General features: G+C 68.7%; 17 protein-coding genes, 1 tRNA gene, 1 pseudogene and 1 riboswitch. Of the genes and pseudogenes, 10 read left to right on the top strand and 9 right to left on the bottom strand.

Annotated features, from left to right (window positions below; translation table 11 throughout):
• Positions 1-2: 2 nt before the first annotated feature.
• From C1I95_RS36190 to C1I95_RS05610, 3 genes are all read left to right on the top strand, one after another.
• Positions 3-695, top strand: coding sequence for a tyrosine-type recombinase/integrase (locus tag C1I95_RS36190; RefSeq protein WP_233513378.1), 693 nt, complete (start codon positions 3-5; stop codon positions 693-695).
• A 538-nt stretch (positions 696-1,233) separates the two neighbouring features.
• Positions 1,234-2,574, top strand: a complete 1,341-nt coding sequence (locus C1I95_RS05615; protein WP_111212687.1) for an AAA family ATPase — start codon at positions 1,234-1,236, stop codon at positions 2,572-2,574.
• Positions 2,575-2,594: 20 nt separating this feature from the next.
• Complete coding sequence (locus tag C1I95_RS05610) at positions 2,595-3,182, top strand: RloB family protein (protein WP_158566301.1); 588 nt, start codon at positions 2,595-2,597, stop codon at positions 3,180-3,182.
• Positions 3,183-3,312: 130 nt separating this feature from the next.
• Here C1I95_RS05610 and C1I95_RS05605 read toward each other — a convergent pair whose 3' ends face one another.
• Positions 3,313-3,969, bottom strand: a complete 657-nt coding sequence (locus tag C1I95_RS05605; RefSeq protein ID WP_233513377.1) for an HAD family hydrolase — start codon at positions 3,967-3,969, stop codon at positions 3,313-3,315.
• A gap of 38 nt (positions 3,970-4,007) precedes the next feature.
• Positions 4,008-4,562 (bottom strand): annotated as a pseudogene (locus C1I95_RS05600) (GntR family transcriptional regulator); the annotation flags it as partial.
• A 158-nt stretch (positions 4,563-4,720) separates the two neighbouring features.
• Here C1I95_RS05600 and C1I95_RS05590 point away from each other — a divergent pair.
• The gene (locus C1I95_RS05590) at positions 4,721-5,887 is read left to right on the top strand and encodes a tyrosine-type recombinase/integrase (protein ID WP_111212685.1); all 1,167 of its coding nucleotides are present in this window, start codon (positions 4,721-4,723) and stop codon (positions 5,885-5,887) included.
• 111 nt (positions 5,888-5,998) lie between these two features.
• On the opposite strand, the gene C1I95_RS05585 is transcribed toward C1I95_RS05590, so the two are convergent.
• Positions 5,999-6,072, bottom strand: a tRNA-Gly gene (locus tag C1I95_RS05585).
• A 214-nt stretch (positions 6,073-6,286) separates the two neighbouring features.
• On the opposite strand from C1I95_RS05585, the gene C1I95_RS05580 reads away from it, so the two are divergent.
• Positions 6,287-7,288, top strand: a complete 1,002-nt coding sequence (locus C1I95_RS05580) for a zinc metalloprotease (RefSeq protein ID WP_111212684.1) — start codon at positions 6,287-6,289, stop codon at positions 7,286-7,288.
• A 72-nt stretch (positions 7,289-7,360) separates the two neighbouring features.
• On the opposite strand, the gene C1I95_RS05575 is transcribed toward C1I95_RS05580, so the two are convergent.
• Positions 7,361-7,897 (bottom strand): pyridoxamine 5'-phosphate oxidase family protein, encoded by a 537-nt coding sequence (locus C1I95_RS05575; protein WP_111212683.1) that lies wholly within the window; start codon positions 7,895-7,897, stop codon positions 7,361-7,363.
• A 79-nt stretch (positions 7,898-7,976) separates the two neighbouring features.
• Between C1I95_RS05575 and dcd the strand changes: the two genes are divergently transcribed.
• Complete coding sequence (dcd, locus tag C1I95_RS05570) at positions 7,977-8,555, top strand: dCTP deaminase (protein WP_111212710.1); 579 nt, start codon at positions 7,977-7,979, stop codon at positions 8,553-8,555.
• Positions 8,556-8,604: 49 nt separating this feature from the next.
• Here dcd and C1I95_RS05565 read toward each other — a convergent pair whose 3' ends face one another.
• From C1I95_RS05565 to C1I95_RS05545, 4 genes are all read right to left on the bottom strand, one after another.
• Positions 8,605-9,645, bottom strand: a complete 1,041-nt coding sequence (locus tag C1I95_RS05565) for an NlpC/P60 family protein (RefSeq protein ID WP_111212682.1) — start codon at positions 9,643-9,645, stop codon at positions 8,605-8,607.
• 12 nt (positions 9,646-9,657) lie between these two features.
• Positions 9,658-9,793: riboswitch (cyclic di-AMP (ydaO/yuaA leader) on the bottom strand.
• A gap of 185 nt (positions 9,794-9,978) precedes the next feature.
• Positions 9,979-10,992: a C40 family peptidase gene (locus C1I95_RS05560; RefSeq protein WP_438941287.1), complete on the bottom strand. Its 1,014-nt coding sequence runs from the start codon at positions 10,990-10,992 to the stop codon at positions 9,979-9,981.
• Positions 10,993-11,244: 252 nt separating this feature from the next.
• A complete protein-coding gene (locus C1I95_RS05555; RefSeq protein ID WP_111212680.1) occupies positions 11,245-13,461 on the bottom strand; it encodes a (Fe-S)-binding protein in 2,217 nt (738 codons plus the stop codon).
• A 281-nt stretch (positions 13,462-13,742) separates the two neighbouring features.
• Positions 13,743-14,006 carry a cell division protein CrgA gene (locus tag C1I95_RS05545; protein WP_111212679.1) on the bottom strand — a complete coding sequence of 88 codons (264 nt, stop codon included), beginning with the start codon at positions 14,004-14,006 and terminating at the stop codon, positions 13,743-13,745.
• A 220-nt stretch (positions 14,007-14,226) separates the two neighbouring features.
• Between C1I95_RS05545 and C1I95_RS05540 the strand changes: the two genes are divergently transcribed.
• The 4 genes from C1I95_RS05540 to C1I95_RS05525 are packed head-to-tail and all read left to right on the top strand — an operon-like array spanning position 14,227 to position 18,465.
• Positions 14,227-15,027 carry a DUF881 domain-containing protein gene (locus C1I95_RS05540; protein WP_111212678.1) on the top strand — a complete coding sequence of 267 codons (801 nt, stop codon included), beginning with the start codon at positions 14,227-14,229 and terminating at the stop codon, positions 15,025-15,027.
• On the top strand, positions 15,024-17,510 hold the full coding sequence (locus tag C1I95_RS37300; RefSeq protein ID WP_233513376.1) for a class E sortase: 2,487 nt from the start codon (positions 15,024-15,026) through the stop codon (positions 17,508-17,510). The genes C1I95_RS05540 and C1I95_RS37300 overlap by 4 nt, the downstream gene beginning before the upstream one ends.
• Complete coding sequence (locus tag C1I95_RS05530; RefSeq protein ID WP_111212677.1) at positions 17,510-17,809, top strand: hypothetical protein; 300 nt, start codon at positions 17,510-17,512, stop codon at positions 17,807-17,809. Before C1I95_RS37300 ends, C1I95_RS05530 begins: the two co-directional genes overlap by 1 nt.
• A gap of 5 nt (positions 17,810-17,814) precedes the next feature.
• Complete coding sequence (locus tag C1I95_RS05525; RefSeq protein WP_111212676.1) at positions 17,815-18,465, top strand: aminodeoxychorismate/anthranilate synthase component II; 651 nt, start codon at positions 17,815-17,817, stop codon at positions 18,463-18,465.
• 278 nt (positions 18,466-18,743) lie between these two features.
• Here C1I95_RS05525 and C1I95_RS05520 read toward each other — a convergent pair.
• Positions 18,744-19,407 (bottom strand): SanA/YdcF family protein (locus tag C1I95_RS05520; RefSeq protein WP_438941286.1); only part of this gene is annotated, 664 nt, incomplete at its 5' end.

Below are 19,407 nucleotides of genomic sequence, written 5' to 3'. Positions count from 1 at the left end.
TGGTGCCCGATGAGGTGATCCGCCCCCGGCTGATCTGGCCGCCGAAGTCCCGGGCTGGCAGACGGCGGATCGCTCTGCCTCCGGCGGTCGTCGAGGTTGTCCGTGACCACCTGGCCGCTGAGGTCGATGGCACCCCGGACGCGTTCGTGTTCACCACGGAGAGCGGTCGGCCCATCTGGCGAGGCAACCTGAACAAGCTCATCGCCTGGAAGGCCAGCGTTGCCCGGATCGGTCAACCGGACCTGCACTTTCACGACCTGCGGCACACCGGGAACACTCTCGCCGCCCGGACCGGGGCAAGCATCCGTGAGTTGATGGCCCGGATGGGGCACGACTCGCCGCAAGCGGCGCTGATCTACCAACACGCAACGGCGGAAGCTGACCGCGCCATCGCCCATGCGCTGCACGAGGCGGTGCGCGCGGACCGGAAGAAGGGCAAGAAGGGCGACCGGCGGCAAGGACAAGGGGCAAGAAGGCCGGCGGCAAGAAGGGCAAGAAGCGGTCGACCGAACGGGACGAGACCGGCGGCCAGTAGAGCTAATGGCAGGCCAATGGCACGCCGCATGATCCTTGACCTTGGAACATTGAAAGCCCAGGCTGGGACTGTCGTCCTGGCCAGGGCCTTGATCGTGGAGCGGGTGACGGGAATCGAACCCGCACTGTCAGCTTGGGAACCGTACAAGGGCCGCTCTTGATCGTGCCGCCGGGCAGGTTAACCAACTCTTGAGTGGTCTGGAGTTGCCTCACGTGGCCTGCCGTAATGGCCCGTCAATGGCCCGACTTTGAAGCAACCCGCTCGGTGCCGGCAGTCCTGGCGGCCACTTCGTCCGGTACCGACGAGCTATGCATTCGCCGCACCGCCCGGCAGGCAGGCAGGCAGGCAGGCAGGCCATGCCATGCCATGCCATGCCATGCCACCGGACCATGACGCGCGTTCCCGCCTCGCCTTGGGCTAGATGCGCGCTTGCAACGCCAGGGCACTCAGGGCTGCAGTAACGGACAAGAGGGACATAAGGGCTGGCCTAGCGGAAGGCCGTGTCTCTCGGCACGTTGTCTCCCTATCTCTTGCGAGACGACGGGTGTGGACCAGCGCTGCACCGAGGCTGGCCAGCCTACTCAGCCACTGCTGACTTAGGATGTTGATCTGTGCAAGCCAGTGCGTTGAGGTCGCATCGCGTGGTTTACTCGCACGTAGAGGGCTGAAGCCATGACACGAAGGAGGTTCGGAGCGCCATGCTGCTAAGTTTCCGCTTCGCGAACCATCGTTCGTTCCGCTATGAACAGCAACTGAATCTCATGAAGGTATATGATCGCAAGAACCCCGAAAACCTTCAAAATGATGCAGTAAGGGTCATAGGGATCTTTGGGGCAAATGCATCAGGCAAATCCAATTGCCTGCAGGCCTTGAGCTACATGCGCCGGATGGTCACCTCTTCCGACAGGGAGGTCGAGCCGGGACTTGGGCTAGTGCGGGATCCGTTCCGCCTAGATGCGGCATGCCTGGCTGAGCCATCGCGGTACATTGTGGATCTAACGCTCAAGAACGTCCGATACACCTACGGGTTTACTCTCGACAATGAACGGATCCTGGAGGAGTGGCTCTATTACTATCCCTTGAATCGCCGCAGGCGCGTCTTTGAACGCGATGGCGATGATTTCGTCTGGGGGGAAGAGTCCGGCAAAAAGCCCGACCTAGAGCGGATCGCCGAGATTACAGCACCGACGGCCCTCTTCATGTCTACAGTGGCAAGGTTCAGTCGTCGGAGAACAGAGTCGGACACTCCTGACGCCGAACCGCTCCATAGCGTCTATCGGTGGTTCTTTCGAACCAGAACGCGGTCGCGGCCAGGTCCCCGGCTTTCCCGTCATCTCAGCATGGCTTTCCCGGAGTTTGAGGATGACAGGCTCGTTATTGTCGATCTATTGAGGGCTGCAGATATCGGCATTGTCGATGTCACGCTTAAGTCGCCAACACCGATCCAACCGCCACTATTTGCGGACCTCTCGGACCAAGATTTGCCATCCGAAACTGCGGCTTCCACGGGGGTGCCGCGTCGACTAACGCGCGAAGCCGCTGCGCGTAGCGAGCGACGTATCCAGTTTGCCCACCGTGGAGCTTCCGGAAAAGTGATGCTCGAACTTGCAGATGAGTCCTCGGGAACGCAGCAGTTGCTCGACCTAGCAATCGACGCTTCGGTAGTTCTAAGACTTGGTGGAACGATGACTGTCGATGAGATCGACGCTAGTCTTCATCCGCTGCTAACCGCGAAGTTAATAGCACTTTTCCAAAGTGAGAAGACCAATCCCCGTGGCAGCCAACTCATCTTCACTAGTCATGATGCCGCACTACTCGGAACCTTCGACACGGAGGAAGTTCTCCGTCGCGACGAAATTTGGTTCGTCGAGAAGGACGAGGAGGGTTCCTCCGTTGTCTATCCGCTAACTGACTTCAAGCCTCGAAAAGAAGGCGAGAATAGGCAGCGACGCTACCTGAACGGCAACTATGGTGGCGTGCCAGACCTTTCGTTTGCGCTATTTGAGCGCGCACTTGCCGGCCGAGGTGATACAGAGTGAGTCCTCGGCGAGGTCGTTACGTGCAGTCTCGCAGCTCTATTAGCTTAGGGCAAGGCAGGGTCACAAACCTTCGTCGTGAGACCGGCATACGTGAGCAGCGTTCGGCGATTCTCATTGCGACTAACGGCGACAAGACTGAGCGAGATTATCTCAATGCACTGAAAAAAGAACCTTGGGTGAAGCCGGGAAAGGTTGTTGTCGTCTTCGAATCCGGCTCTCCCGAGGAGGTTGTTAAGGGAGCAGCGAAACGGAGAGACCGAGACGACTACGATCAAGCATGGGCTGTTTGTGACGTTGATCATTATGCCACTTCGGCGGCTTCGATCCTTGCTGATGCAACCGATGTCGAGCTGCTCTGGTCGAATCCCTGCTTTGAGGTCTGGCTTGTGCTACACAAAGGGAACTGCACAAGCTATATAGAGGACGGGCGGCGAGCGGCGGATAGACTGCGCGAGCACATCTCTGATTGGGACAAAACTGCGCTCCGATTCGATGAGTTTCGTGACGGCGTGAAAGACGCCGTCCGGCGTGCAAAGTCCTTGGGCGAGCCACCCGATGCCAATCCGTCAACGGCGATGTGGCGCCTTGTCGAGGCTCTATCGTCGTAGCTTCGCCTGTTGTGCTGCAAGATCGATCCAGGGCTCCCGTTGTCAGCTGACCCCGATCGCTGGCAGTTCAGTCCCGCTCGGGGGGCACGGGGGACACGAAACAAGGCCTCAGCCCCCTTGTTTCCGCAGCTCAATCGCGGGACAGCGGGGACACCGGGGACAGAGCCTCGGCGATGTCCCCCATCGACGTGATGACGATGTCGGCCGCCGCGAAGGCGTCGATCTTCCACGGTCTGTTGGCGTAGCCGATCGCGGCGACCCCGGCGGCGCGAGCCGCCTCAATGTCGGAAAGCGAGTCGCCGACCAGCACGCAGGACCCCGGCGCGGCTCCAAGTGCGCGCACCGCGTCGAGGACCGGGGCGGGATCCGGCTTCATCCGCCTCGGATTTGCGTATGCCCGGCCGATGATCGGCGTGACGTATGCGGCGAGATCATGGGCCGTCAGGTACGCCTCGATCGCCACCGCCGAGTTGTTGCTTACCACGGCGACCGGCACGCCGAGGGCGTGCGCGCCGAGGATCACCTCATGCCCGAATGGGGTGGGTGCCGCGACGCTAGCGGCGTACCTCTCAGCGGCGCATAGGGTGTCCTCAAGCGTCGCCGTGAGTTCTGGTGGACATGTCTCGCCACACCAACGGAGTACGGCTAACGGATCTTCTTCGTAGTACACGTCGCGAGGAATTTCGACCCGCTCCGCACCGAGCAGATAGATCAACTCGGCAGCCACGCGCGGCGCGGGATACCCCGCGAAAATCGAGCAGACCGGCCCGTCGAAGTCCAGGAGCAACGGCCCAACGCCTACCAGGTCGGACAGCCTCGGGGCGCTCACGACCGGTACTCGCGCGCGACGCTGTCCCACACTGAGTTGAACCAGAGGCGGGCAGACTCGACAAACTGCGTACCGTGCGACGCCTCGTCTTCGTCAACGGCGTAGTGGAACAAGGTCGCATCCCTGCCCATCAGGTCGAAGATCTCGACCGACTCTCGGCCGATCGTCACCTCACGCTTGACTGCCGGGTAGAAGCCGAAGAACGCCTCTCGCCCGTTCAGCATGTAGAGCTTGAAGGTCGGCGCGATGCTGTGCGTCCGCACGTCCACCGTCGCGGATTTTACGAGGCCGAGGTCGGCGAGTTCCTGCACCTGGTCGATGATCCCGTCGGCGGCCCGCCGGGTGATGCGTTCTGCCCGCTTCCGGACAGCAGGATCGTCCGCCCCGGTTGCGGCGAGGGCCGGTAGCGCCATCGGCACCGACATGTCAGAGATCAGCAGGCGGACGCTGATGGTCTCGGGAGCAGATCGACCGGCACGCACCATGTCGAGTGCCTCAGCGATTGCGTCCCGCAGCGTCTCACCCGAGAACCCGGCAAAGTCGATCGCTACGTCCGCCGAGCCGTTGCCGAGCGGCAGATCGCATTCCACCGTCTCGGCCGATCGATCCGGATCGACCCCGCCGACCTGGCCGCGTTCGTCCACGCCGGACGAGTTGAGCCCATGACCGCAGAGACCGTTTGGCACGGACTGAGGAGTGTCGCCTGATCATGGCAAACCAAGAGGGACACCGCCGATTCGGCAACATCCGCAAACGGGAGTCCGGCCGCTATCAGGCTCGCTACCCCGGCCCGGACGGACGGATGCGCTCCGCACCGCAGACGTTCGCCCGCAAGGCCGAGGCCGAGAAGTACCTGTCACTGGTAGAGGCCCAGATGATGCGGGGCGAGTGGATCGACCCTGAGCGCGGCAAGATCCGGCTACGCGACTACGCCGAGCGGTGGATCGCCGAGCGGCCGAACCTGCGGCCCCGGACCGTGCACCTGTACCGCTGGACGCTCGGCAGGCACATCACGCCGCACCTCGGCGACATGCCGCTCAACCGGATCGACACGCCCATGGTCCGCGAATGGCGGGCACTGCTGCTGGCCGAGGGCGTGTCGGTGACCATGGCCGCCAAGGCGTACCGGCTGCTACGCGCGATCCTGATGACCGCCGTCAAGGAGGACGAACTGATCAGGGTCAACCCGTGCCGCGTCGTCGGTGCCGACCAGGAGAAGCCCGCAGAGCGACCGGTCCTCACCGTCCCGCAGATATTCGCGCTGGCCGAGCGGATGCCGGAGCGCTTCCGGGCGCTGATCCTGGTCACGACGTTCGGATGCCTGCGGTGGGGCGAGGCGGTCGCCCTGCAACGATGCGACGTCGACCTGTCGGCCGGCACGGTGCGGGTGCGACAGGCGTTCGTCGAGCACCGGGGAACCGGTCTGATCCTCGGCCCGCCAAAGTCGCGGGCGGGTGCTCGGACCGTGGCCCTGCCCAAGGCGGCACTGCCTGTGCTAAAACAGCACATGGGCAGCTATGTCGGCGAGGCACCCGAGGCGTTCGTGTTCACCGGCGAGAGCGGCCGGAACCTGTGGCGCGGCAACTTCAACAAGCTGGTCAAGTGGCCCGAGGCGGTCGCCGCCGTGGGTGTTCCCGGCTTGCACTTTCACGACCTACGGCACACCGGCAACACCCTCGCGTCGCGGGCACCAGGGGCGAGCCTGCGCGACATCATGGCGCGGATGGGGCACGACAGCCCGCGTGCCGCGCTGATCTACCAGCACGCCAACCGGGAGGCCGACCAGGGCATCGCCGACGCGATCGACAAGGCGGTCAAGGCGGCCCGGCGCAAGCCGAGCAAGCGCAAGGTCAAGCGGGTTGTCGAGGGCGGCTGACCGGCCGCCGAGGCGAGGTAATGGCCCGCTAATGGCCCACCTCTGTTTCAGCATGACCTAGATCCACGGAAGCCCTGGCGGGACATCTGTCCTGACCAGGGCTTCCGTGCGTGGAGCGGGTGACGGGAATCGAACCCGCACTGTCAGCTTGGGAAGCTGATGTTCTGCCATTGAACTACACCCGCAAGCGGCACCACTGTACCTGAGTCACCGACCCGGTGCACCCAGGCACCCCTTCGCGCCGCGCGGTCCGGCGCCGGCCATCCGTGCCAGCGAGAAGTTTCACGCCGGCAACAACATTCCTATTCTCAAATGTATCGATGGCTTGTAACGTCTGCCTCACGTTTCCCGCACGACGCGACACAACCCCCGGTCGCGTCGCCAGAAAGAGGTGGGCTTATGGGACTCCGTCCCGTCCTGCTGCACCGGCGCATCGCCGGCATCGCATCGACCTCGATGGCCCTGGTGCTCGGCGTGGCCACGGTCGGCCTGCTGCCGGCCGCCACCACGGCCGCGAGCCCGGCGGCCGCCGCCGTCGTCGCCGACGAACATTGTGAGGACCCGACCGGCACCGCGGCCCGGGTCCGTGGCGACGCGGTCGTCAAGCACGACCCGAACGAGTTGACCATGGCCCAGCTGCACCAGCGGGAGGCCGAGTTCGCCGACCTGCTGCAGGAGCGGGCCAAGCGGGTCGGGCAGCGCACGCTGAGCGCCCAGGCCGCCGCCGCGTCGGTCACCATCCCGGTCGTGGTGCACGTGATCCGGCGGGACACCACCCGGGCCGGCGGGAACATCCCCGACTCGATGATCCAGTCGCAGATCAACGTGCTCAACCAGTCGTTCGCCGGAGCGACGGGTGGTGCCGCCACCGCCTTCGCGTTCCAGCTCCAGAGCATCAACCGGGTCACCAACACGGCGTGGTACCCGATCCGGCAGGGCACCTCCGCCGAGCGGCAGATGAAGACCCAGCTGCGCCAGGGCAACAAGGCCACGCTCAACATCTACCTGGGCGAGCTGAGCAACGGTCTGCTCGGCTGGGCGACCTTCCCGCAGAGCACGTTGAACGTGATGGACGGCGTGGTCGTGCTGAGCGAGTCGCTGCCCGGTGGCACCGCCACCAACTACAACCAGGGCGACACCGGCACCCACGAGGTCGGCCACTGGCTGAACCTCTACCACACCTTCCAGGGCGGCTGCTCCGGCCAGGGCGACCAGGTCGCGGACACCCCGGCCGAGGCGTCGCCGGCCTACCAGTGCCCGACCGGCCGGGACACCTGCTCCAGCCCGGGCCTCGACCCGATCACCAACTTCATGGACTACACCTTCGACTCCTGCATGTACCAGTTCACCCCGGGCCAGGCGACCCGGATGATCAACGCCTGGAACACCTACCGCGCGTAGGCGCGGGGCCAGGTCAACGCGTACACCCGGTGCCGGTTCCGTTTGACGGGGCCGGCACCGGCGCGTGTCGGATCAGGCCGCGCGGCGGGCGTGCCGGCTCGTCCGGGCCGGGCGCGGCGCGGGACGAGCGACCTCCGGAGTCGCCGCGGTGGGGTCGAGCCAGACCTGGACGGCCGGCTGGCCGGCCAGCTCGCCGGCACCGGTGTGCTCGCGGCGGGAGAGCATCGCCACGTCGACCGTGAACTCGAACAGCCGCCAATCGGCGTGCGGCGCGGCCCGCGATGCGAGCGCCAGTCGGGCCACGGTGGCGTCGTCGGTGACGGGCCGGGCCCGGCCGGCGACGTACGCCTCGTCGTCGCTCTCCTCCGGCGGGAACGAGTGCAGGGCGTAGCGCCCATCGCGTTCGAGATCACGCCGCTTCGGCGAGTCGATCACGAAGCAGAACAGACCGTCATCGGTGATCACCGGGGAGACCGGGTGCACCCGGGGCCCGCCGTCGGCGCGGACCGTGGCCAGGTAGCCGAAGCCCGGGCCGTACTGCTGCATGAGAAGGCGGATCCCGTCGGCGAGCCGAGGCTCGTCAGCGGCGAATTCGGACCAGGAAGCCATGCCGACATCCTATCGAACATATGTTCTAGGGAGGTAGTGCGACACGCAGGTCACGCGTACCGGCAGCTATGGTGTGGCGATGCTGCTCTCCGACCGCGACCTGGTCTCCGAGATCAAGGCAGGCACCCTGGCGCTGGAGCCGTTCGAGCCCACGCTGGTGCAGCCGTCCAGCATCGACGTACGCCTGGACCGGCTGTTCCGGGTCTTCAACAACCATCTCTACACCCACATCGACCCGGCGACCCGGCAGGACGACCTGACCTCGCCGGTCGAGGTGCCCGACGGCGCGCCTTTCGTGCTGCACCCGGGCGAGTTCGTGCTCGCCTCCACGCTGGAGGTCATCTCCCTCGGCGACCAGCTCGCCGGCCGGCTGGAGGGCAAATCCAGCCTGGGCCGCCTCGGTCTGCTCACCCACTCCACCGCCGGCTTCATCGACCCCGGCTTCTCCGGCCACGTCACCCTTGAGCTGTCCAATGTGGCCAATCTGCCGATCACCCTCTGGCCCGGCATGAAGATCGGCCAGCTCTGCATCTTCCGGCTCTCCTCGCCCGCCGAGCACCCGTACGGCTCGGCCGTCTACGGCTCGCGCTACCAGGGCCAGCGCGGCCCGACACCGAGCCGCGCGTGGCAGAACTGGCGCACCTGGCCGACCCGCTGACCGAACGGCGGGGCCCGCACCGGGGCCCCGCCGACGGACCGGGTACGCCTCAGCCGGGCCGGCCGAAGCTGTGGATGGGGCCGAGGTCCAGGCGCTTCATCTTCACCGGCTGACCCGCACGGGAGGCGTGCACCACCCAGCCCCCGCCGACGTACATGCCGACGTGGTGCAGGTCCCGGTAGTAGAAGACGAGATCCCCCGGGCGCAGCGCGCTCCGGCTGACCGACGCGGTGACCTGGCGCTGCCGCGCCGCGTTGTGCGGCAACGCCACCCCGGCTCGGGCCCACGCGGCCAGCGTCAGCCCGGAACAGTCGTACGCGTTCGGCCCCTCGGCGCCCCACGAGTACGGCTTGCCGATCTGGGCGCAGGCGAAGGTGACCGCCTCCCCGGCCGGTCCACCCGGGTAGCTCGCCGGGCAGGGGGCCGGTCGCAGCGGGCCGCCACCCCCGTTGTCGTACGCCCGCAGCCGCAGCCGCTGCAGCCGGTCGATCTCGGCGTCGATCTGCCGTCGCTTGGCCGCAAGGTCGGCCTCCGTACGGGCCAACTGGGCGACGGTGCCGTCCAGTTCGGCCTTGGCGGCGGCGAGTTCGTCGCGCAGGGCGCTGGCCTGCCGCACGTCCTGCTGCTGGTAGTGGGCGTACCGGTCGAGCATGCCGAGCTGCTCGACCACCTCGCCGGGCGATCGGCTGCCGAGCAGCGTGTTGACCGCTCGGACCGTCTCACCCTTGTAGGCCCGCGCGGCCAGCGCGCCGACCCGGTCCATCGCCTGGTCCACCTGACGTTGCAGTGGCGCGATCCGGGCGGCCAGGGCGTCGGCCTGCCGCCGCTTCGCGGCCAGGTCCTGACGGGTGGCGTTGTGCCGTTCGATGACGGGTTCGAGTCTGTTCCAGTCCTCGTCGATCTGGCGCTCGATGTCGGCGACCGTCGGGTCGGCGCGTGCCGCCGTGGCACCGCCAGCCAGGATCACGGCTGCGGTGGCCAGGACAGCGAGTGCGGTGGTGCAGCGGTACCAGCGGGAACGCGGCCCAGCCGTCTCCGGGCCGGGCGTTGCCGGCCGCTGCGACGGTGGCCGCGGGGCATGGTGTGCCACCGGGCTCCGTACTCCTTCTTCCCTGACCGCCTACCGGGTTAGCTGACGGGTTCGGGCGGGAAGGGTGCGCCCTACCGCGACCATCGCGGATTCACCCCTGGTGCCTGGGTCCCCGGCTCGCTCGAATGCGACTCGGCGGTGTCGGACCGTTACCGCCCCGGATGGGCGGACCTGCCAGCGGGCCGACGATTGCCCAGCGTAGGGAGGACCGGCGTCAATACGCAACAGATCCGCACCGTCACTCTCAGTGCTTTAATCCGACAATGACGAGGGCCCCCAGTCTCTTGACCAGGGGCCCTCGTTAGTTCCTGCGCGGCTGCTCAGCCGGGTCGGTCAGCCGGGTCTGCGGAAGCCGGCCACCGGCATGGTCGTGATGGAAGAGACGTTGACCGGTTTACCGGCGCGGGGCGCGTGCACCATCTGGTTGTTGCCCAGATAGAGCCCGACGTGATGTAGATCGCTGAAGAAGAAGACCAGGTCACCTGGCCGGGCGTCGGCCCGGGAGATCGCCTTGCCCTGGTTCCACTGGGCACCGGTGAAGTGGGTCAGGTAGATCCCGGCGGCCTTGTAGGCGTACTGGGTCAACCCGGAGCAGTCGAACGAGTTCGGCCCGGTGGCACCCCAGACGTACGGCTTGCCGACCTGGGCGCACGCCGTCCTGATGGCGGTCCGGGCGGCGTTGCTGACCACGCCGTTGATGGTGGGACAGTTGGTCGTCTTGACCGTGGTCACCGGCAGTGAGCGTTCGAGCTGCTTGATCTTGGCGTCGATCTGCTTCTTCTTCGCCGCCAGCTCCTTCTCCTGCTTCTCCTGGGAAGCGATCAGAGTGTCGAGCTTGGCCTTCTGGCCGTCGTACTTCTTCCGGATCTTCACGACGCCCTCGAGCTGCTTACGCTCCTGGGCCGCCAGCCGGTTGAGGAAGGCCATCTGCTCGCCGAGCATGTCCGGCTTCGCGTTGAGCAGGACCGCCCCGAGCTCCTGGGACGGGCCGCTGATGTAGTACCGGGAGGCCATGTCGGCCACTCGGTTCATCGCCAGTTCGGCCTCCAGCGCCAGCGGCTGGATCTTCTTCTCCAGGCCGGCTGACTTCTCGCGGTTGACCTTCAGCTGAGCCCGCACCTTGTTGTACTGCTCGATCGTGGGCTCCAGCTGCCGCCACTGCTTGTCGATCTGCGCCTCGATCTCGTCGACCGAGGGCTCGGCGTACGCGGGGGCGGCGAGCAGGCCGGCGCCGACCGCGGCAGCGGCGACCAGGACGACCACGCGGCGGGCGGCCCTGCGGAGGCCACCTGGACGACTGGCACGTCTGGGCACGTGACGCTGGAGGGGCATGGTTGCCACCGGCACCGACTCCTTTGCAACCGACCACCGGGCGTCTCGCAAGCGGCAGGGGCGAGACAGACGACCCACGGCGGCCGGTGCCCAACATTAGGGAAGGCGCGGTGCGGAATCAAGGCGACCATCGGCCTATTCACCTTTGCGCAACCGATCACACACAAAGCGTGTCGACCAATCCGTTATAGTCACCTACGCCAATACGTAAAAACAGGCGCGGCGACATCGGTGACGATGCCGCCGTACCCTGCGTACGCTCGCCGGTCAGCGGGCGACCGGCTCGCCCTCCTCGGCGCCCCGGGCCGGCTCGGGCTTGACCGAGCGGAGCAGGACGCTGGCCACGTCGACCACCTCGACCTGCTCGCCGGCGCCCTTGCCGTTCACCCCGTCGTTGAGCATCGTCGAGCAGAACGGGCAGCCGACGGCGACCGTCTTCGCCCCGGTGGACATTGCCTCCTCGACCCGGTCCACGTTGATCCGCTTGCCGATCCGCTCCTCCATCCACATCCGGGCGCCGCCGGCACCGCAGCAGAAGGAGCGCTCGCTGTTGCGCGGCATCTCGACCAGGCCACTGTCCGCGCCACCGGTGCCGCCGTTGATGGCGCTGCCCAGCACCTCACGCGGCGGGGCGAAGACCCGGTTGTGCCGGCCGAGGTAGCACGGGTCGTGGTACGTCACGCCGCCGTCGACCGGCTGCACCGGGGTGAGTTTGCCGGTGGCGACCAGGTGCGCCAGCAGCTGGGTGTGGTGCACCACCTCGAACTCGCCGCCGAGCTGGCCGTACTCGTTGCCCAGCGTGTTGAAGCAGTGCGGGCAGGTTGCGACGATCTTGCGCTTGGCCTTCTCCCGGCCCTCGAACGCCTCGTTGAGGGTCTCCACGTTCTGCTGCGCGAGCATCTGGAAGACGAACTCGTTGCCGATCCGACGGGCCGGGTCACCCGAGCAGGTCTCACCCTCGCCGAGGATGGCGAACGACACGCCCGCCTCGTTGAGCAGCGTGGCCACCGCCCGGGTGGTCTTCTTGGCCCGGTCCTCGAAGGCACCCGCGCAGCCCACCCAGAACAGGTACTCGAAGTCCTCGACCTCGCCGACCCGCGGAACCTCGAAGTCGAGGCCCTTGGTCCAGTCCTCGCGGGTGTTCTGCGGCGCGCCCCACGGGTTGCCCTTGTTCTCCAGGTTGCGCAGCATCACGCCGGCCTCGGACGGGAAGCTGGACTCGATGAGCACCTGGTAGCGGCGCATGTCGACGATGTGGTCGACGTGCTCGATGTCCACCGGGCACTGCTCCACGCAGGCGCCGCAGGTGGTGCACGACCAGAGCACGTCCGGGTCGATCACGCCGCCCGCCTCGGCGTCGCCGATCAGCGGCTTCTCCGCCTCGGCCAGGGCCAGCACGTCGACGTGGGCGAGCTGCGCGGCGGTGGCCTTCTCCTCGCCGGTCAGGTCCTTGCCGCCGCCGGCCAGCAGGTAGGGCGCCTTCGCGTACGCGTGGTCACGCAGGCTGAGCACCAGCAGCTTCGGCGACAGCGGCTTGCCGGTGTTCCAGGCCGGGCACTGCGACTGGCACCGGCCGCACTCGGTGCAGGTGCTGAAGTCCAGCAGGCCCTTCCAGGTGAACTGCTCGACGTGGGCCACGCCGAACTGGTCCTTCTCCGGGTCGGCTTCCTCGAAGTCCAGCGGCTTGCCGTCGCTCATCATCGGCCGCAGCGGGCCGAGACCGGAGCCGGCCGCGCCCGGCTTGCGCTTGAAGAAGATGTTGGGGAAGGCGAGGAAGCGGTGCCAGGCGACGCCCATGGTCACGTTCAGCGAGATCACGATCAGCCAGGTCATCGAGATCGCGATCTTGATGAGGGCGGCGACGCTGACGGCGGACTCCCAGTCCGGCAGCGCCGAGCCGACCGCGTGGCTGAGCGGGGCGGCCCAGGTGGGGTACTCGAAGTGATCGGTGGCCACCTTGAAGCCACGAATCAGGAAGCCCATGATCAGGACGGCGAGGACGACCGCCTCGACGAAGTAGCCCTGCCACATCGTTGAGCCGGTGAACCGCGACCGGCGACCGGCCCGGTTCGGCCGGTTGGCGAGCCGGATCGCGATCAGCACCACGATGCCGACGATGCCCAGGATGCCGATCCACTCGGTGACCAGACCGTAGAGCCCCCAGCCGCCGATCAGCGGCAGCCCGCCGGTCGGCGACACCACCTCGAAGTACGCCTCGAGCACCAGCAGCGACAGCACGATGAAGCCGACCATCACGAACCAGTGCGCCGCGCCCACCACGCTCCAGCGGAGCATCCGGGTGTGCCCGGCGGTCTCCGCGAGCATGGTCTTCGTACGGCTGACCTGGTCGCCGAACCGGGACGGGTCGGGCTGACCCAGCCGGATCACGGCCACCATCTTCATGACCGCGCGCACCACAAGCCACACCGCCACGGCGGTGATGGCGGCCGCGAGGATCGTGGTGACGATCTGGACGCTGCCCATCGAGTTGGCCTCCCGGTCTGCTGCGTAACGCGCGGCTCGGCGACCGGTGCCGGGTCAGGGCGCGATCGGTGGGTTCACCACTGCCGCACCCTCACCGGACCGGTCGATGACCTGCATCACTCGGCCATGCAGTGCAGCCTACGCGCAAGGTTACCCAACAGTAACGTGAGACTTCTCGCACCCGGGCCACGCCGCCCTGCGCACACCTTAGGAGGCGAGCCCGGCCGGGTATCGGCCGGGCTCTGCTGGCTGCCGATGCTTGCGGGTGGCTGACCGGAGGGTCAGCGCCAGCGGGAAAGCAGGATCAGGGAGCCGACCATCGCGCCGAAACCCACCGCCAGGTTCCAGTACCCCAGCTCCATGACCGGGTACTCCTGCTCGGAAAGGTAGTAGACCACCAGCCAGCCGATGCCGAAGACGATGAGCGATACTGCCGTGGCCGGCAGCCACACGGGGCTGGGCTTGCGCGTCGCCGCCGTCGCCGTCGGGCGGACGTCCGTCGGCGGGGTGTACACCTTCTTCTTACGGACCTGAGACTTGGGCACGACGCTCTCCAGAGGGGTTACGACCTCGTCCGGCCTACAACCGGGCGCGAGGGCGACGGTCCATGGCCAATAATGTTCGACAGCTAGCGTAGTCCGGACGGCCCGTCCAATCCACGAATGGGGCCAGACCGGTGCCCGGCAGCCCGGAAAGATGGCTGGACGGCGGTCGCTCCGACCGCACCGTGTGGGCGCCGAAGCAGGAGGACAGGGGGAACGGTTCGTGGAGTACACGTCCGGCGCGGCGTCGTGGCAGAAGGTGCTGCGACGGCTGCTCGCCGGGTTGCTGCCCCGCCGGCCGCGTCAGCGCCGGCCGGGCTGGTCGATCGGCGTACCGTTGATCGCCGCCGCGGCCGGTCTGCTGTTCACCACCACGGCCACCACCGCCGGCGGCACCGCCCTGCGTGAGGACCGACGGCCCCAGCTCACCGAGCTCATCGAGGACCGCCGCGCCCAGGTGGCGACGAACGAGGAACGGGCCGCGACGCTGCGCCGGGAGGTCGAGAGCCGTACGGCTGATCTCGCCGACTCGGACGGCCCGATCAGGGAGCAGCAGGAACGCGCCGCCGCCAGCCGCACCGCCGCCGGCTTCACCGCCCTCACCGGCGTCGGCTTGACGGTCGAGCTCAACGACGCGCCGCAGCTCCACAATCTGCCCGAAGGTGCCACGAACGATGACCTGGTCGTCCATCAGGGCGACGTCCAGGCGGTGGTGAACGCGCTATGGGCTGGCGGAGCCGAGGCGATGTCAATCATGAATGTCCGCGTCCTGACGACCAGCGCGGTACGCTGCGTGGGTAACACCCTGCTGCTGCATGGGCGGGTGTACTCCCCACCGTTCAAGATCGTAGCAATTGGCGACCCCGCGGCACTTCAGCAGGCCCTCGCCGCTTCCGAGGGAGTCCGGTTGTTCAAGAACGCCGTCGACAACTACCAACTCGGCTACTCCGAAGCCGTTTCCACGGTCACCGTCCCGGCGTTCGAGGACTCCACCACCCTGCGCTCGGCGACGGTGCCGCAGTGACCACCCACTCCGACGGCCGGCACCGCGACCAGGCCGAAGAGCCCACCGCCTTCCTACCCAAGGTCGACCGGGCCGAGTCGTCGAGCCACTCGCGGCCGGGCGGCTGGCCCGCCCCGGTACCGCCGCGTCCCGCCGACCAGACCGGCGGCCCGGTGCCGGAGACGCCGCGACCGCCGAACTCCGGTCGTTTCGACGTACCCGGGGAGGCCGGCCGGCCCGCCGACGCTGCCCCGCCAGGCCCCGCCGGCTGGGACGCCGGTGCCGCGCCGGATCAGTTCGGCCGATCCACGGCCGGGCCGGGCATCCCGGGTGGCTGGAACACCAGCACCGACCGGGAGCGCACCGGGAGCCCGACGACACCCGCCCACTGGGACGCCCGGCCCGGCCAGGAGCACGCCGCGACCACCGGCCGGTGGGACGCCGCGGCCAGTCAGGACCACGCTGCGGCCTCCGGCAGGTGGGACGCTGCGCCCGGGACATCCGGCCGGTGGGACGCCGGACCGGGCCCGGGTCGCACGGCCGCCGGCCAGTGGGGCACGGCACCGGACCAAGGCCCCGGCGGCGCCGCTGGCAGGCGGCAGGGCACAGACCGCACCGAACAGTGGAACGGCGTACCGCTGCCGTCCGGCCAACCGGACATCCCGGTGGAGTCGACGCCCTGGCGCGGCGCCTTCGAGGCGAGCCGACCCGCAGCCGGCCCGGGCCAGCCGAGCAGCACCAGGTCCGTCGATCCAGACTCCGGCCAGGCCGGCGCCGCCGGGCCCGGCACTCCGGGCCAGTCGGGCACCCCGGCGTTCGGCAACGCGGGCGCACCGGTGGGCACCACCGGGTCCAGCGGACCGCCGCGATGGTCCGGTGCCCCGCCGGCACCGTCGGCCGCCCAGCCGCACCGACCGGGCGCGGAGCCGGTGCAGCCGGGCACCGGGCCTACGCAGCCAGGCGGCGGAGCGATGCAGGTACGGCCGAGCACGCCGCCGCCGGCCGGTCACTCGGCCCAGCCGACGTCGACGGCGCACGGCGCGACACCGCAGACCGGGCCGGGCTACGGGCAGCCGCCGTACCCCGGCCATGGCCTTCACCCTGGGCAGACGTCCCAGAGCACGCACCCGCCGTACGGGCACGGATCTCACGCGCACGGGCCGCAGGCCGGGCAGACGCCCCACGGGCCGCAGGTCGGGCAGACGCCGCACGGGCCGGCGTCCTACCCGCAGGCGCAGCGCGGGCCGGCCTCGCAGGCCCAGCCGCCGAACGGGCAGGCGCCGCACGGGCAGCCACCGCAGGCGCAGGGATCGCGGTCGCAACCGGCTCAGCCACAAGGGGGCCTCGGCGGGCAGCAGCCGCAGGGCGGCTGGTCGGTCGAGGGGCCGACCGCGCTGATGCCGAAGATCAGCGACGCCGCTGGCACCCCGCCGTCGAACGCCAGCGGGCCGGCCGGCCCGCTCCACAACCCCGGCGTGGGCAACCGCCTGGTCGACCCGACGGCCGCCCCGGCAGCAAGCCCGAACCAGCAGGCGACCCCGAACCAGCAGCCACCTGCGGCGGCGCCGAACCGGCAGGCCGACCCGGGCGCGACCGCCCTCATCCCGGCGGTCGCCGGTGTCCGGGCGGGCAGCCCGCCCGCGATGGACTCGACCGCCCTGATGGGAGCCGTGCCCCGGCCGCCGAAGGGCGAGGAGCCGTCGGACGGCACCGACCAACCCGACGAGCCGCCCAAGCCGCGGCGAGGCGAGCGGGTGGTGCAGCTCCGTCCGCAGCAGACCGGCGACGGCTACCAGAGCGTCTATTCGGAGTTGACCCGCCCGACGTTCTGGTCCCGACTACGCACCGGCCTGCGGGTCGGCGGCGAACTGTTGATCACCTTCGGCCTGGTGGTGCTGCTCTTCGCCGGCTACGAGATCTGGGGCAAGTCGGCGATCGTCGACGCCCACCAGGGCGAGCTGAGCCAGCAGTTGGCCGAGGTGTGGGGGCCCGAAGGCGACCCGACGGTGGCACCCTCGGCGAGCCCCTCGACCAAGCCGAAGCCGCCGGTGCACGGCAAGCCGATCGCGGGCCTCTACATCCCGAAGCTCGACAAGGAATGGGTCGTGGTCGAGGGCGTCACCCAGAAGGACATCCGGTACGCCCCGGGCCACTACCCGGACAGCGCCATGCCGGGCGAGGTCGGCAACTTCTCCGTGGCCGGGCACCGCAACCGGGCCACCTTCTGGCGGCTCGACGAACTGCGCAAGGGCGACCCGATCCTGGTCGAGGGTCGCAACGAGTGGTACGTGTACCAGGTCACCGAGAGCCTGATCGTGAAGCCGACCCAGGTCGAGGTGGTCGCCGCGGTGCCCGGCCGGCCAGGCGCGAAGGCGACCAAGCGGATGCTGACCCTGACCACCTGCAACCCGAAGTTCGACAACTATCAGCGGTTGATCATCCACGCCGAGTTGACCCGTACCCAGCCGAAGTCCGAGGGTCGCCCGGCGGAGCTGGGGACCTGATGTACGCCTGGATCTGGCGCAAGCTTCCCTTCGGGCTCCCCGGCAAGCTCGCCGGCAGCCTGCTGCTCGCCACCACGGCGGTGGCGCTGCTCTGGTACGTGGTGTTCCCGTGGGCAGGGCCGCTGCTGCCCTTCACCGGCGAGGACGTGCAGGTCACCCAGCAGGACTCCGAGGTGCCCGGCGGCGGCGACGTGGTGCCCGGCGAGGGCCCGGCCGACGACGCCCCGCCCGGCGACGAGCACGACCTGCCGTACGACACCAACCGGAACAACACCGCCCCGCCCGGCGAGAACGAGTGAGGCCGATGCGCGTCCTGGTGATCGACAACTACGACTCGTTCGTCTTCAACCTGGTGCAGTACCTCGGCCAGCTCGGCGTGGACTGCGAGGTGCGGCGCAACGACGAGATCGACGTGGCCGAGGTGGGCCGGTTCGGCGCGGGCGGCGTCCTGCTCTCGCCCGGGCCGGGCAGCCCCGACCGGGCGGGCATCTGCCTCGACGTCATCCGCCGGTACGCAGGCGAGATCCCGATCTTCGGCGTCTGCCTGGGTCACCAGGCGATCGGCGAGGCGTTCGGGGCCACCGTCGCCCGGGCGCCGGAGCTGCTGCACGGCAAGACCTCCGAGGTACGCCACCAGTCGGTCGGCGTACTCGCGGGCCTGCCCGATCCGTTCACCGCGACCCGCTACCACTCCCTCGCGGTGCTGCCCGAGACCCTGCCGGAGGAGCTGGAGGTCACCGGCTGGACCGGCTCCGGCGTGGTGATGGCCATGCGCCACCGGACGCTGCCCATCGAGGGCGTCCAGTTCCACCCGGAGTCGGTGTTGACCGAGGGCGGCCACCTGATGCTGGCCAACTGGCTGGCCGCTTGCGGTCACCACGAGGCGCTGGAGCGCGCCCCCGCGCTGGCCGCCGAGGTCGACGCCCGCCGCCGCGCCGCCTTCGCCACCACCTGACGGCCACGCCGGCCGAAATCCATCGCCCATCCGTCAGCCAGCGGGCGAGCAGTCCACACGTACGCGTGCCGGCGCTGACCCCGCAACCCGGTCGCCGACCCCGGTCCGCGTCCGGTCGCCGTCAAGCAGACGTCAGACCTCGGAGGCGTCCGCCTCGTGCTGGCGCCGGCGTCGGGCTGCCAGGCGCGTCACGGCCAGGACCGTCAGCGACGCCGACGGCCTTGCCGATCCGGTCGATCCGCTTCGAGCTGCAGGACCGGTAGGCCCTCTCCGGACAGTCAGTCCTTCAACGCGTTCTCGACCGCCGGGTCCACCGGTGAGTGGACTGCGGGCGGCCGGTTGCGGACCGCGTCCCAGGCCGCCTTGCCGCTGGCGAAATAGTCCCGGACCGCCTTCTGCACCAGCAGGGTCGGCCCGCAACCGGAGCAACGGGCGGTCACCCCGTCGACGTCGAGGCCCAGGTGCCGGCACAGCGTCACCGCCCGGGACAGGTGGTACGACTGGGTGACGATCAAGGCCCGCTCGACCCCGTACACGTCGCGCGCGCGGACGCAGGTGTCGTAGGTGTCCAGGCCGTACGGGTCGGCCACCACGCGACGCGCGTCGACGCCGAGCCGCTCGGTCAGGTAGGAGGTCATCACCGCCGGTTCGTCACCGGAGGCTCCACCCCCGTCACCCGAGACGAGTACCGCCCGGGCACGCCCGCTGTGCACCAGCTCGGCGGCGGTTTCCAGACGGCCGGCCAGCCGGACACCCGGCTGACGCCCGTCCTCCGTCACCGCGGTGCCCAGCACGATCACCACGTCAGCCGCCGGCGCTTCGGCCTCGTCGTACAGGTGGCCACGTGCGGCGACCGTAGTCCACAGCCAGGGCAGACTGGCGAGCAACAGCGCCGCCAGGCCCAGCGCGGCCACCCAGGTCAGCCGTCGCCGCCACCGCCCC

Source organism: Micromonospora craterilacus (assembly GCF_003236315.1).
GTDB lineage: Bacteria > Actinomycetota > Actinomycetes > Mycobacteriales > Micromonosporaceae > Micromonospora > Micromonospora craterilacus.
This window is presented reverse-complemented; position numbering and strand designations above follow the sequence as displayed.